Annotated in this window: 11 protein-coding genes; 10 read left to right on the top strand and 1 reads right to left on the bottom strand. The window is 73.1% G+C overall.

Going from position 1 to position 14,683, the window contains the following annotated elements; translation table 11 throughout:
* The first annotated feature begins 112 nt into the window (after positions 1-112).
* The 10 genes from ACIPFH_RS12955 (at position 113) to ACIPFH_RS12910 (ending at position 13,561) form a co-directional block, all read left to right on the top strand.
* The gene (locus tag ACIPFH_RS12955) at positions 113-2,287 is read left to right on the top strand and encodes a beta-L-arabinofuranosidase domain-containing protein (RefSeq protein ID WP_401825679.1); all 2,175 of its coding nucleotides are present in this window, start codon (positions 113-115) and stop codon (positions 2,285-2,287) included.
* Positions 2,288-2,550: 263 nt separating this feature from the next.
* On the top strand, positions 2,551-3,657 hold the full coding sequence (locus ACIPFH_RS12950) for an NAD(P)/FAD-dependent oxidoreductase (RefSeq protein WP_401825677.1): 1,107 nt from the start codon (positions 2,551-2,553) through the stop codon (positions 3,655-3,657).
* A gap of 169 nt (positions 3,658-3,826) precedes the next feature.
* Positions 3,827-4,651 carry an SAM-dependent methyltransferase gene (locus ACIPFH_RS12945; RefSeq protein ID WP_401825675.1) on the top strand — a complete coding sequence of 275 codons (825 nt, stop codon included), beginning with the start codon at positions 3,827-3,829 and terminating at the stop codon, positions 4,649-4,651.
* Positions 4,652-4,828: 177 nt separating this feature from the next.
* On the top strand, positions 4,829-5,974 hold the full coding sequence (locus ACIPFH_RS12940; protein ID WP_401825672.1) for a winged helix DNA-binding domain-containing protein: 1,146 nt from the start codon (positions 4,829-4,831) through the stop codon (positions 5,972-5,974).
* Positions 5,975-6,331: 357 nt separating this feature from the next.
* A complete protein-coding gene (locus ACIPFH_RS12935; RefSeq protein WP_401825670.1) occupies positions 6,332-8,512 on the top strand; it encodes a SpoIIE family protein phosphatase in 2,181 nt (726 codons plus the stop codon).
* Between the two features lie 137 nt (positions 8,513-8,649).
* On the top strand, positions 8,650-9,942 hold the full coding sequence (locus tag ACIPFH_RS12930; protein WP_401825667.1) for an MFS transporter: 1,293 nt from the start codon (positions 8,650-8,652) through the stop codon (positions 9,940-9,942).
* Positions 9,943-10,140: 198 nt separating this feature from the next.
* Entirely contained in the window at positions 10,141-10,962 is an 822-nt protein-coding gene (locus ACIPFH_RS12925) for a restriction endonuclease (RefSeq protein ID WP_401825664.1), read from the top strand.
* Between the two features lie 52 nt (positions 10,963-11,014).
* Entirely contained in the window at positions 11,015-11,764 is a 750-nt protein-coding gene (locus ACIPFH_RS12920; protein ID WP_401825662.1) for an alpha/beta hydrolase, read from the top strand.
* 223 nt (positions 11,765-11,987) lie between these two features.
* A complete protein-coding gene (locus ACIPFH_RS12915; RefSeq protein WP_356263439.1) occupies positions 11,988-12,227 on the top strand; it encodes a hypothetical protein in 240 nt (79 codons plus the stop codon).
* Positions 12,228-12,319: 92 nt separating this feature from the next.
* Complete coding sequence (locus ACIPFH_RS12910) at positions 12,320-13,561, top strand: aminotransferase class V-fold PLP-dependent enzyme (protein ID WP_401825659.1); 1,242 nt, start codon at positions 12,320-12,322, stop codon at positions 13,559-13,561.
* A 163-nt stretch (positions 13,562-13,724) separates the two neighbouring features.
* Here the strand turns inward: ACIPFH_RS12910 and ACIPFH_RS12905 are convergent, their stop codons facing one another.
* Positions 13,725-14,603, bottom strand: a complete 879-nt coding sequence (locus tag ACIPFH_RS12905; RefSeq protein WP_401825656.1) for an SDR family oxidoreductase — start codon at positions 14,601-14,603, stop codon at positions 13,725-13,727.
* Positions 14,604-14,683 lie beyond the last annotated feature (80 nt).

Genomic DNA, 14,683 nt, shown 5'->3' with positions numbered 1-14,683 from the left:
GTCCATGCGGCACGGGGGACCACCATGCGTGTGTCCCCGGCACACAACCCGCCTCACCACACACATCCCTCGCCCCCACACATCCGTCACCCACCGCGAAACGGAGCCCAGAATGTCCCAACCCCCCACTCGTCGCCGTCTGTTGAGGCTGGCCGTCGGGACCGCGGGCGCCGCCCCGTTGCTGCACGCGGCCCCGGCGGCGGCCCGTACCTCCTCCACCGCCACGGCGCACACCGCGACTTCGCCACACGTCCCGCCCACCGCTGCCCCGGCTCCCGTCCCGCACGCCTGGGCGGTCCACCCCTTCCCCCTGGACCAGGTGACCCTCGGTGACGGCGTCTTCCGCCGCAAGCGGGATCTGATGCTCGACTACGCCAGGTCCTACCCCGCCGACCGCATCCTCGCCGTCTTCCGGGCCAATGCAGGGCTCGACACCCGTGGCGCCCGGCCACCGGGCGGCTGGGAGACCGCCGACGGCAACCTGCGTGGCCACTACGGCGGCCACTTCCTCACCCTCGTCTCCCAGGCGTACGCCGACACGCGTGAGGCCGCGCTGAAGGCCAAGCTCGACCAGTTGGTGGCCGCACTCGGCGAGTGCCAGCGGGCCCTGGCCGAGCACGGCTCGCCGAAGCCGAGTCACCCCGGTTACCTGGCGGCGTACCCGGAGACGCAGTTCATCCTGCTGGAGAGCTACACGACCTACCCCACGATCTGGGCGCCCTACTACACCTGCCACAAGATCATGCGTGGTCTCCTCGACGCGTACACCCTGGCCGGGAACGCGCAGGCCCTCGCCATCGCCTCGAAGCTGGGCGACTGGGTGCACAGCAGACTGGGCGGGCTGCCGAAGGCGCAGCTCGAGCGCATGTGGTCGATCTACATCGCCGGTGAGTACGGCGGCATGAACGAGGTGATGGCGGACCTCCACGCCCTCACCGGACGGGCGGAGCACCTGGCCGCCGCCCGCTGCTTCGACAACACCGCGCTGCTGGACGCCTGCGCCGGCGACCGGGACATCCTGGAGGGCAGGCACGCCAACCAGCACATCCCCCAGTTCACCGGCTACGCCCGGCTGTTCGACCACACGGGGGACGAGCGGTACGCGGCCGCGGCCCGCAACTTCTGGGGCATGGTCGCGGGCCCTCGGACGTACAGCCTGGGGGGTACGGGCCAGGGGGAGATGTTCCGGGCCCGAGGTGCCGTCGCGGCCACCCTGGGCGACGACAACGCCGAGACCTGCGCGACGTACAACATGCTCAAACTGGGCAGGCAGTTGTTCTTCCACGAGCCGGACCCCGCCTACATGGACCACTACGAGCGGGGCCTGACCAACCACATCCTCGCCTCCCGCCGGGACGCGCCCGGCGCGGACAGCCCGGAGGTGACCTACTTCGTCGGCATGGGCCCGGGGGTGGTGCGCGAGTACGACAACACCGGCACCTGCTGCGGCGGCACCGGCATGGAGAACCACACCAAGTACCAGGACTCGGTCTACTTCCGCTCCGCCGACGGCGACGCGGTGTACGTGAACCTCTACCTCGCCTCGACTCTGCGGTGGCCGGAACGGGGGCTGGTCATCGAGCAGACGAGCGCCTACCCCGCCGAGAGCGTCCGCACCCTGACGTTCCGTGAGGGCGGCGGCAGGCTCGACCTCAAGCTCAGGGTGCCGTCCTGGGCCACGGCCGGCTTCACCGTCACGGTCAACGGCGTCCGGCAACAGACACAGGCGGTGCCCGGCAGTTACCTCACCCTGAGCAGGAACTGGCGGCGCGGCGACCGGGTCGCGGTCTCGGCCCCCTACCGCCTGCGGGTCGAAAGGGCGCTGGACGATCCCGCCGTCCAGTCGCTGTTCCACGGGCCGGTCCTGCTGGTCGCGAGGAGCCCGGAGACGGACTTCCGGAAGTTCTCGTTCTACCGGGACTTCACGCTGCGGGGCGACCTCGCCGACGCGGTCCGACCCGAAGGACGCCCCCAGCACTTCACGACGAACGGCCTCACCCTGGCCCCCTTCCACATCGCGGACGACGCCCCCTACCACGCGTACTTCAGGCGCGCCGAGCCGGTCGTCGTCTTCGGCGCCGCCGACTCGGGTGTGGCGAACCGTGCCCGCGCCGACGGCCTGACCTTTCTCGACGTCCTCTGGGAACGGGCGCCGTTCGCGAACTTCAGCCGCTTCGTGGACGCGGTGCGCGCCCTGGCCGACGACTGGCTGGCCGAGGGCCTGTTCACGCGGACCGAACGGGACCGCGTCGTCGCGGCCGCGACCGCATCCGACTTGCGCCGCTGAGCCGCGAGTCGCTCACCGCCCCCGACGCGCACCCGCATCGCCGACACCGGTCTCGCCACCGCGGCCCTGACGCACATCGCCGCGCTCGCGCACGCCCGGTCATGAGCCACCCGAACCCGGCACGGCTTCACCGAACGTGCACACAACTGCACACAGCTCCATTGGAACTTAAAAGTTCAAGCGCTACGCTCGTCGGCAGTTCGAGCGGCCGAGGAAGCCCCACGGTGAGCCGCTCGCTTCCCCCCCATGCTCAGGAGACGCGCGTGCGCGACGGCGACATAGTGGTGATCGGCGGTGGCTACGCGGGCGTCCGGCTGGCGAAGCGACTGGACACGACGGCACGGATCACGCTGGTGGACCGCAAGGAGGTCTTCTTCCACCGCATCGCCGCCCTGCGCGCCGGAGTGCGTCCGGAGTGGTCGGTCACCCCCTTCATCCCGTACGACCGGCTGCTGCGCGAGGGCCGGGTGGTCGTGGGCAAGGCGGTCCGCATCGACACCGCCGAACGGCAGGTCGTCCTGGCGACGGGCGAACGGCTCCCCTATGACGTCGTCGTGATCGCCACCGGCGCCGACTACCCCGAACCGGCCCGCTTCACCGGAACGACCCCGGAGGAGACGATCAACTCCTTCGCCGGGCACCAGCGCAAGGTCGCCACCGCCGAACACGTCCTGGTCGTCGGCGGTGGACCCTCCGGCGTCGAACTCAGCGCCGAGATACGCCTGGCCCGGCCGGACGCCCGCGTCACGCTCGCCCACGCGGGAACGGCGCTGCTCGGTTCCGCCGGCAGCGAGCGGGCCGGACGCAGGGCGCTGGCCTGGCTGGAGTCCCACGATGTGGAGGTGCGCCTCGACTCGTTCATGTCCCCCGGGAACGACTTCGGCACCTATCGCGACGCGCGCGGCAACACCATCGAAGCGGACCTCTCCTTCTGGGCGACGGGCACCACCCCCAACACACTCTGGCTGCGGCTGGGCGGACACGGGGACTGGCTGAACGCGGCCGGGCACGTCAAGGTCGACCGGCGACTCAGGGTGGAGGGGCACCCGGAGGTGTTCGCGGTGGGCGACGTGAACGACGCCACCGAACTCAAGATCACCCCCGCCGCGCTCGCCCAGGCCGACCTCGCCGCCCACAACATCCGCGTCCAGCTGAGGAGTTCCGGCAGGCACCGCGGGGAGGCCCGCCTCTACCGGCCGATCCAACGCACCCCGCTCATCGTGCCCTTCGGCGCCGCCGACGGACTGACGGTGCTGCCCGTGCCGGGTGGTGAGAGCGCCGTTCTCGGCAGCCGCACCTCCGTGCTGGCAAAGGCGAAGACCCTCATGACCCCGTACATGAGGCGCCAGCTCGGCTACACCGCGACCTGAGCCGCGGATCGGTTCTCGGGGTCGACTCGCCGGCGCGGCGGGCGATTGGCCGAAACGGCATGTCAGGTGGCAGTAAGCGCTCTCAACTTCCCAGCACGGAAAGAAAGTTCGCCTACGTTGGTGCACTGATCGTCCTGATCATCAACGTTCCCGTGCAGGAGGCCTCACCATGTCGGACCCGACCGCCCAGACCGCCGTGACTGCCGGAGCCCCCGGCCGGATCGACACGTCCAAGCCGCACTCGGCCCGGTTCTGGAACTACTTCGTCGGCGGCAAGGACAACTACGAGGTCGACCGGGAGATAGGGGACCGGATCAAGGAGATCTTCCCCGGCCTCGTGGACGTGGCGGTCACCAGTCGGCACTTCCTGGGGCGTGCGGTGCGACATCTCGCCGGCGAGCAGGGCGTCCGCCAGTTCCTTGACGTGGGCACCGGGCTGCCCACCGCCGACAACACCCACCAAGTGGCACAGCGCGTGGCCCCGGACGCCAGGATCGTGTACGTCGACAACGATCCCGTCGTCCTGGCCCATGCGAACGCTCTGCTGACGAGCACGCCGGAAGGCAGGACCGCCTATCTCGACGCGGACCTGTACGACCCGGAAGCCGTTCTGCGGGCCGCCTCGGGAACGCTCGACTTCACCCGGCCGGTCGCCCTGATGATCCTCAACACGCTCGGCCATGTCGCCGACCACGAGCAGGCGCGTGATCTGGTCCGGCGGCTCATGGCGGGTCTCCCCTCGGGCAGCCATCTGGTGATCAGCGACAGCACGGCCACCAGCGAGGGCATGATCGCCGCTTCGGAGGCGTACAACGCGAGCGGGGCCGTGCCGTACCACGTGCGCTCCGTCGAGGAGATCGGCGGCTTCTTCGACGGGCTGGACCTGGTGGAACCCGGAATCGTCCGGGTGACCGAGTGGCGTGCGGACCCCGGTGATCCGGCCAACTTCGCCGCCGCCGTGGACGCCTACTGCGGGGTGGGACGCAAGCCGTAGCGTCCGGCCCGGACCACCGGCGCGGGCAGCCCCTGGGAGGCATGGGGCGCGGATACCCGCGGGCAGCACGGCGGGGCCTCCCGGGCCGTGGTCGACGCTGGTGGACGGGGGACGGGGGACGGGGGACGGGGGACGGGGGACGGGGGACGGGGCACGGGGCACGGCACAATCCAGCCTGTGAAGATCACCGCGCAGGAACTCAACCGGGCCACCCTCAGCCGGCAACTGCTGCTGACGCGCGAGCCGTTGACTGTCCCGGAAGCAGTGCGGCGCGTGGTCGCGCTCCAGGCGCAGCATCCGGCCTCACCGTATCTCGCGCTGTGGAACCGGCTCGCCGGCTTCACCCCGGCCGAGTTGGACGCCGCCTTCGTCCAGCGCTCCGTGGTCAAGGCGACCTTGATGCGCATCACCCTGCACGCCGTGCACGCCGAGGACTACCAGGCCTTCCGCGCGGCGATGCAGCCGACGCTGTACGGCACCCGGCTCGGCCATCGCTTCGCCGCCGCGGGGCTGACGCCGGCGGAGGCCGAGGCGGTCGTCCCGGAGCTGCTGGCCTTCGCGGACCGGCCACGCAGCGCGGCCGAGATGCAGACATGGGTCGAAGAGCGGTTCGGAACCGAGAAGAAGGACGGCGCGTGGTGGGGGCTGAAGGCGTACGCGCCGCTGCACCATGCCCCGACGGACGCGCCGTGGTCGTTCGGTCTCCGGCCGTCTTTCGTCGCGGCCCCGACCGGACCCGTGCCCTCGGGACGGGTGGTGGAACCGGAGGCACTGCGGACCCTGATCCTGCGCTATCTGGCAGGGTTCGGGCCCGCGTCGGTGGCGGACGTGGCGCAGTTCGCCATGGTGCAGCGGGCACCCGTTCGCGAAGCCCTCCGCACCCTGGACGGTGCCGTCGAGCAGCTCCAGGGGCCGGGGGAGGCAGCGCTGTTCGACCTCCCGGACGCCTCCCGGCCGCCCGCCGACACCCCCGCCCCGCCCCGGCTCATGGCGATGTGGGACAGCACTCTGCTGGCCTACGCCGACCGCAGCCGGGTGATCCCCGCGGCCTACCGCCCCTTGGTGATCCGCAACAATGGCGACGTGCTGCCCACCTTGCTGGTGGACGGTCATGTCGCCGGTGTGTGGCGACAGGTGGACGGCGGCATCGAGGCCACAGCCTTCCACCCCCTCTCGCCCGCCGCCTGGGACGGACTCCTCGCGGAGGCCCAGTCCCTGGCGGCGTGCCTGGCCGGACGCGAGGCAGCGGTCTACAGCCGCTACCACCATTGGTGGGCCAAGCTCCCCGAGGCAGAGGTACGTCTGCTGCCCACAGCGCCATGACCGTCGGTTGTCCCGCGCCGAGCCTGTACCCGGGCAGGTTCGATCGGCCCCGCCGCAACCTGCGGGACCGCTTGGAGCAGTCGCCATGACGGCCTCCGGGTCCCGGGGCAAACCGCCGCTCGGTTCGGTTGGAGCGGCGGCGCTCAGCTGCGCCGGGCGGCGTCGCAGACGGCCCCCGCGCACTTGTCGAGCGTCGGCCGGTACATCGGGGTGGCGTCCGCGAGGACGGGGCGGGCAGTTCGAGAAGCCGCTGCCGGATGGCGGCGCCGCGTGCGGCAGGGCCCGGAGTGCGTGGGTCCGCGAGGCCGATTTCCTCCCGACGGGGCCTACGCGCCCGTACGGCGTAACGTCGTCCTTGTGGACTTGACGGCTGCCGGTCTCGTGTCCCGTCTCGCGCGCGAGTTCGGTTCGAGAGCGGACGAGCTGACCGCCGAGGTGGAGCGCCGCCTGCGGCGGGAGCTGCCCGAGCTGTGGGAGGACCCGGACATCGCGCACACGGTGTCGGTGAACGTCGCCGAGCACATCGTCGCCGGGTTGTCCGGCCTCGAGTACGCCATCGAGCCCGGCCTCATCGAACCACCGCCGGCCGATGTGCACCGCGCGCAGCGGCTGGCCCGGCGTGGCATCCCCCTCGGCACGATGCTGCGGGCCTTCCGGCTCGCGCAGGGCATCGTCCTCGACCGCCTGCTCCGTGAGATGCCCCGGTTCACCAGCGACGCCGAGCTGGTCAGCGCGGCCACGCGACGCCTGATCGCGACGTCGGCCGCGTACGTGGACCGCACCTCGGAACAGGGCGTCGTCGCGTTCCACGAGGAGCGGGAGCGCCGGCTGCAATGGCGGCTTTCGACGGTGAACGAAGCGGGCCTGCGGATCGGGACCACCCTGGACATCGCCGCGACCACCCAGGAGCTGGCCGACCTCGCCACCGAGCACTTCGCCGACGTCGTCACCGTCGACCTGCTCGACGCCGTGCTCCACGGCCGTGACACCGCGAGCGAAGCGCCCCTCGTACTGCGCCGGACCGCGCACTCGCCAAGGGCCGAGAACGATCCCGCACCGGTCTCCGCGCCGCTGCTCCACACCTGCCTGGACGGATCGCCGACGGCCCGCGCCCTGGCCACCGGGCAGCCGGCCAAGCACCACGGCGACGCGGCCGCTGCCGCTGCCGACGGCCCCCGCATCCACTCCACGCTGGTGGTGCCGCTGCGCGCCCGCGGCGCCACGCTCGGTGTCGCCCAGTTCTCCCGGCACCAGGACCCGGACCCCTACGACGACGAGGATCTGCTCCTCGCGCAGGAGATCGCCGCCCGGGCGGCGGTGGCCGTCGACAACGCCCGCCGCTACAGCCACGCCCGAGCCACCGCCCTCGCCCTGCAACGCAGCCTCCTCCCGCGCGGTACGCCGCGGCAGTCCGCCGTGGAGGTCGCCCACCGTTACCTCCCGGCGGGAGACCAGGTCGGCGTGGGCGGCGACTGGTACGACGTCATCCCGCTGTCCGGAGCCCGGGTCGCCCTCGTGGTGGGCGACGTGGTCGGCCACGGCATCCACGCCGCCGCCACCATGGGCCGGCTGCGGACCGCCGTGCGCACCCTCGCCGACATCGACCTGCCGCCCGACGAACTCCTCACGCACCTGGACGACGTCGTCCTGCGCACGTCCGACGAGGCCTTCGACGACACGGACGAAGACACCGCCGGCGATGCGGCCGCCGGGGACATGGGGACGGGTGACGTGGGCCCCGGGGGCACGGGCGCCACCTGCCTGTACGCCGTCTACGATCCCGTCTCCCGACGCTGCACCCTGGCCCGCGCGGGCCATGTGCCGCCTGCCGTGGTGACCCGGGACGGAACGGCCGAGATCCTGGACCTGCCGTCCGGCCCGCCACTCGGCCTGGGCGGCCTGCCGTTCGAGGCGACGGAGGTCGAACTCCCCGAAGGCAGTCTGCTCGCCCTCTACACCAACGGTCTGGTCGACGCCCGGGGCCACGACGTCGACGCAGGTCTCACCAGGCTGCGACACGCCCTGGCCCGACCCGCCCCCTCCCTGGAGGCCGTCTGCGACACCGTCATCGATGCCCTGCTGCCGGCCCGGCCGGACGACGACGTCGCCCTGCTGGTGGCCCGCACCCGAGCGCTCGGCGCCCGCCAGGTGGCCACCTGGGAACTGGCCGCGGAACCCACCGCCGTCGCCCGGGCCCGATCGGACGTCTCCCGGCAGCTCACGGACTGGGGACTCGATGAGCTCGGCTTCACCGCCGAGCTGGTGGTCAGCGAGCTGGTCACCAACGCCGTCCGCTACGGCGAACCGCCCATCCGGCTGCGCCTCATCCACGACCACGCCCTCCTGTGCGAGGTCTCCGACGGCAGCAGCACCACCCCTCACCTGCGCCGGGCCCGGGTCTTCGACGAGGGTGGCCGCGGCCTGCTGCTGGTCGCCCAGCTCGCCGAGCACTGGGGAACCCGCCACGCACGCCGAGGGAAGACGGTCTGGGCCGCGCTGAGCGACTCGACCGAGCTCCCGGCGCTCACGTTCGCCTAGGAGCGCCGCAGGCCACGGCCACGTCGGCGCCGTCGAGGGACGCGCGGCGGCCGCCCGCCATGTCCATCGGGGCGGACACGTTCCGATGTGGCCGGATCAGGTTCTGGGACGGCTCGGGCCGCATAGAGTGCCCGGCCGTGACTGTCTCGTCGACCGGGTCGCCGCTCCGGCATGACCGGCAATTCGTACTGCTCGCCTCCGCGCGGATCATCTCCGTGCTGGGGAACGGGTTCGCGCGGGTGGCGCTGGCGTTCGCGGTACTGGCTCTGCCCGGAGCCGGCCCGGGCCGTCTGTCGCTCGTGGTCGCCTGCCAGGCGGTTCCGCAGCTCGTGCTCATCCTGGTCGGCGGGGTGATCGCGGATCGGATGTCTCGATCCCGGCTGATGGCGGTGGCCGACGTGCTGGGGGCGGGCGCGTACGGGGGCCTGGCCGCGATGGTGCTGACCGGTCCTGCGCCGCTGCTGGGGATGTGTCTGCTGGCCGTCGCGGCCGGGACGGCGACGGCCCTCTTCGCTCCGGCGATGGACGGCATCGTGCCGCTGATCGTGCCCGCCGACCGGTTGCAACAGGCCAATGGCCTGCTTCGGGTCGGCACCAACAGCTCACTGCTCCTGGGCCTGGCCCTGTCGGGGGTGACCGTGGCGCTGGTCGGCCCGGGCTGGGCGCTGGCCATGAATGCGGCGTCCTTCGTGGTCAGCGCCGCGTTGACGGCCCGGCTGCGGACAGCGACACGGCCCCCGAAGAAGTCGTCGGGCTGGGCCGACCTGCGCGAAGGCTGGCACGAGTTCTCCTCCCGCCAGTGGCTGTGGGTGGTGGTCGTCCAATACGCGATCGTGGTCGCCGCGCTCAACGCCAACGTCGGGGTCCTGGGCCCGCTGACGGCCGAACAGCACCTCGGCGGAGCACGGGCGTGGTCGCTCATCGTGGCCGCGCAGGCCCTGGGGACCGTCGCCGGAGCGGGGCTGGCCGCCCGGGTGCGGGTCGAACGGCCGATCCTGGTCGCCGTGCTGGCCACCTTCCCGGCGGCTGTGCCGATCGCCCTGCTCGGCGTCCGGGCCCCGGTGTGGCTGATCGCCGCTGCCATGTTCGGCGCCGGCGTCTCCAGCGACGTCTTCGGCGTGCTCTGGGCCACCACCGTCCAGCGCGCGATCCCGGAGGAGGTCCTCTCCCGCGTCAGCTCCTACGACTGGTTCGGCTCGCTCGCCCTCGCACCGCTCGGACTGCTCGCCGCCGGCCCCGTGGCGGCCGCCGTCGGCACCGGTCACGCGCTGGTGGGCTGCGCGGCCCTGGTGACCCTGGCCAGCGCGTCGGCCCTCCTCTCACCGCAGGTGCGCACCCTTCGCGCCGCTGTCGAGGACCGGCCCGAGGCCGCGGCGGCAGTTGCGTCGGAACCCGCGAGGTGTGCGGCGGACGAGGACGCGGCGGGCTGAACCCCCGCCGGTCGGGCGGCTCGGGCACGAACTCCTCCTGGCGAGGCCGCGGACGCTTCTGCCCGGCCGCCCCGGGGTGACCGCGCATGCCGTACCCCGCGAAGTCGTACGTGCGTGTCGGCGCTCTTCCCGATAGAACCTCCGGGACCGGGCACCCGCTCGATGATCTTCGTTGACGGACCCGGGAGAAGCATCGCCATGACCGTACCCCCCAGCGCGCGGCAGTCCGAACGCAGTCCGCGTCGCTTCGAACTCCGTTACACGGCCGTGTACTTCGTGCTTCTCGCCATCCTCCTGACGCTGCTGGTCTGGGTCGCCCGCACCGCCACCGCCGCGGCGGAGCACCGCCCCGGCTGGGCCGTCGCGCTCGTGCTCGTGGGCGCCGCCGGTGTCGTCGCGGGCCACCGCGGGCGGCGCAGGTTCTCGGCGGCGAGAGTCGCGCGTCGCGCCGCGCGGTCCCTGGAGGCGGCCACGGAGACGGTGGTGGAGGCTCTCGAGACCCCGCCACCGGCTCCTTCTCCCGGCGGCCGGCTCGACACGGCCCGGACGATCCAGCTCACCGAGCCCGTCGATCAGCCGCTCGATCCGCCCTTCGGCGAAGCGGCCGCCGCCACCGGGGCGATCGACTACGAAGAGCTGGACCCCGCCGAGTTCGAGCAGGCGATGGCCGAGCTGTGCCGACGCGACGGCTGTACCGACGTGGACGTCGTCGGCGGGGCCGGTGACCTGGGCGCCGACGTCGTGGCGAGGACACCGGACGGGCGCCTGCTCGTCGTCCAGTGCAAGCGGTACAGCGACGGCAACCGCGTCGGTTCCCAGGACCTGCAGCGCTTCGGGGGCACCTGTTACACCGTGCACGGGGCCGAGGTCGCGGTCGTCGTCACGACCGGCGACTTCACGGAGCCCGCCGTCGAGTACGCGCGGCGATGCGGCATCGTGTGCGTGGACGGCCAGGACCTCTGGCACTGGCAGGCCGGAGCGGGACCGAGGCCCTGGGAGCAGGACTTCGCGGCGGCCTGAACCGGTGGTCGTCGACAGGATCCGGGCGCGATGCGGGAGAGGCGGCGGGGCGGTGCGCGAGAAGGCGGCAGATGAAGAAGCGGGAGAGGGAGAAGGAGGCGGACGAAGAGGAGCCGTCGGCGGGGCCGCGTCCGCGTTGGTGGTGCGGCACCGGCCGGCCGCCCGGCCGGGTGCCGCGGTCGTGGTCCTGCACGGCGGCCGGGAACACAGCCGGGAGGCGTCCAGCGGCCGGCATCTGGCCGCCCTGCGCATGCGTCCCGTCCTCCGGGCGGCCGTGGCCGCGACGGACCGCCAGGACGTGCTGTTCGCCGAGGTGCGATACCGCTACCGGGGGTGGAACGCGACCGCCGACCCCGTGCACGACACCGTACGAGCCCTCGACGAACTGCGCCGGACGGTGGGAGAGGTGCCCGTGACCCTGGTGGGGCACTCGATGGGCGCCCGGGCGGCGCTACGGGCCGCGGCCGACCCCGCGGTGAACGGCGTGCTCGCTCTGGCGCCGTGGTGCCCGCCCGGTGAACCCGTCGCCCACCTCGGCGGGACGAGGATCGTCGTGCTGCACGGAGACCGAGACCGGGTGACCGATCCCGAGGCGTCCGCGGAGTACGTCCGACGGGCCCGGCGGGTCACGGCGCAGGCAGGCCTCGTCCTCGTCCGCCGGGGAGATCACGCCATGCTCCGGCGCGGCGCCGACTGGCACCGCGCCACCGCCGCGATCGTCGCCCAACTGCTGAGGTCCGAGCCGGTGTTGGAGGGGCTCGCCGGTGAGGCCTGCGCGGCGGACGGCCCACTGCCGTGGTGACGCCGGACCGAGCGGATCGCGGCGGCAGGCGGTCACGCCGAGGGTCGGCGGGGCGCGTCCGGGAAGCGTGTTCGCGGCCCGCCGCCACCGCTCCCGTGCCCCCCGCGGTCACCCGCCTCCGGCCCATCGGGGAGAATACGATGACGTCCCCACGGGCGGTTCCGCTGTCGAACCGTCAGCGGACGTCATCAAAACGCCGGTTCGCCCCGTCGGATCGTCGGTTGTGTCCGAAGCAAGTCCTGCCGTGTCGGCCTGCCCGACCGTCCACGAAAGCAGAGCCACCTCGGTGATCCCCGGTTTCGACGACACCCCGATCTACCACCGCCTCATCACCGAACGGGGCGACATTCCCGCTCAGGTACGAGGCGAGGCCGAACGCATCAAGCGGGACCTGGACCGCGTCATGAGCGCCCCCTCCTCCTTCACGCCCGGCCTGCCCGCGCCGCGAGGGTTCTTCTCCTGAGCCCGTCCGTCCGAAGGGCGGACCCGCCCCCGGTATCGTGGGCCCGCCCGGCGTCGGCAGGGCACCCGACCAGGGACGATCCGAGGAGATCCGTGAACGAGGGCGAAGTCGTCACCGTGCCCCGGCCGTTGACGTTGCCCGACGGGCGGCCCGCGCTGGAGGCGTGGACGCTGGATCCCCGGATGCGGCACCTCAACCACGGCTCCTTCGGCGCGGTCCCACGGGTGGCGCAGGAGCGGCAGAACGCGCTGCGGGCGGAGATGGAACGCGCCCCGGTCGCATGGTTCCCGGCGCTGCCCGGGCGGATCGCCGCTGCCCGCGCGGCCGTGGCCGGCCGGCTGCGGACCGACGTGAAGGACCTGGCGTTCGTGCCGAACGCCAGTGCCGGGGCCGGCGTCGTCCATGCCGCGCTGGCCGCCCGGCCAGGCGGGGACATCGTGGTCACCGACCACGGCTACGGCGCCGTCACCATGGGCGCGCGGCGGCTGGCGGAACGCTGGGGGACCCGCGTCCGCACGGCCCGGGTACCGCTGGCGGCCGACGCCGAGCAGGCGTACCGAGCGGTGATGGCGGAGGTGGACGACGACGTCGCCCTCATCGTCCTGGACCAGATCACCTCCGCGACGGCCCGGCTGATGCCGGTCGAACGCGTCGGAGCCGAAGCCGCCCGGCGCGGGGTCGCCCTGCTCGTCGACGGCGCGCACGCCCCCGGTCTGCTCGCCGCGCCCCTGGACGGCCTGGTCTGCGACGCCTGGGTCGGCAACCTCCACAAGTGGGGGTGTGCCCCGCGTGGCACGGCGGCGCTCGTCGCCCGCGGCCCGCTGTCGGCGGACCTGCACCCGCTGATCGACTCGTGGGGCGCGGCCGAACCCTTCCCCGACCGCTTCGACCAGCAGGGCACGATCGACGCCACCGCCTGGCTGGCCGCGCCCGCCGCACTGGACTTCGTCGACGACACCTGGGGCTGGGACACGGCCCGCCGGTACATGGACGAGCTGGCGGACCACGGCGCCCGGGTCGTCGCGGCGGCCTTCGGCCGGTCCGGGGCTCCGGCCGATCCCGTGGACGTCGGGATGCCCGTCCCCGGGATGCGGCTGGTCCGGCTGCCCGAGGGCCTGGGAACGAGCCGGCTCGCGGCGGACGCGCTGCGGGACCGTGCGACCGCCGAGCTGGGCGTGGAAGCCGCGTTCACCAGCTTCGGCGGACTCGGGTACCTCCGCCTGTCCGCCCACGTCTACAACACCCCCGACGACTACGAGCACTTCGCCGAGGTCTGCGTGCCGGTCGTCGAGAAGTGGGCCCGCGAGGCCGGGGATTCACGGACCCGGGCGTAGTGCTCGGCCGATGCGTGAGCATCGGCCCCCTTCGGGTCGGACCGCCGGGACACCCCGACACCTCGTCCGCCCCGTGGGGGAGGGCAGGCCGCCGGGCGTTCCCGTTACCCGTGAGAGAGCCACGAGGCCGAACGGCCGGCCGTGCAACGGGCCGTGGGGTGTGTCAGCCCCCGTGCCCGGCCGTGCCGTCGGCGCGGCCGCCCGCGCCGAGCAGCCCGGTGGGGCGGAACGGCTCGGAGGCCTCGAGACGAGGCAGTTCGTGGCGGGACCGGCGCAGGACGAGGGGCGGCAGCGCCGCGCGCGCCCCCTGGACGAGGCGCAGCCAGGCCGGGACGTAGACGGCGGTGCGGCGGCGTTCCACCGCGGTGGCGAGCCGCTCGGCGACGAACTCGGGCGGGTACACGCGCCGGGCGGGCGGCGGCATATGGGCGCGGAGCTCACGCAGGACCGCGTGGCGGTCGGCGTCCCGGATCATGTCCGTGTCGGTCCAGTTCAGGTAGGCGATGCCCACGGCCACGCCGTGGTGGGCCACCTCGGCCCGCAACGCGTGCGCGAAGGCCTCCACACCGGCCTTGGAAGCGCAGTAGGCGCTCATCAGGGGAGCTGCCCCGAAGGAGGCCAGCGAGGCGATCTGGAGGTAGTAGCCCGCCGTCTCCAGCAGGTCCGGCAGGAAGGTGCGTACCGTCAGGGCGCTGCCCGTGACGTTGACGTCGATCACCCGTCGCCAGGAGGCCATGTCCGCCAGGGCGAAGGGGCCGCCTTCCGCGATTCCCGCGTTCGCGACGACGACCGAGGGCGGACCGAGCCGCGAGCGGACGAGCTCGGCCGCCCGCTCCAGTGCCTCGCCGTCGGTGACGTCGGCCTCGACGGCCAGCGCGGCGGTGGGCAGCGACCCGGCCACCGTCTCCAGCGCCGCCCGCTCGTGGCCGATCAGGGCCAGGCGGGCACCGCGCCGTGCGAGCTCCCGTGCCAGCGCCGCTCCCACCCCGCGGGCGGCTCCCGTGACCACGACGGTGCGGTCTTGGAGGGGACTCTCATGCACGGCCTGCTCCGTTCCTCGATGATCCACATCGGGCCTCGGCGGTGCTTGTCGGGGCCTCGACGACGGTCTTCGGCGGCGAC

It is taken from the genome of Streptomyces sp. NPDC088157, from assembly GCF_044741545.1.
GTDB lineage: Bacteria > Actinomycetota > Actinomycetes > Streptomycetales > Streptomycetaceae > Streptomyces.
This window is presented reverse-complemented; position numbering and strand designations above follow the sequence as displayed.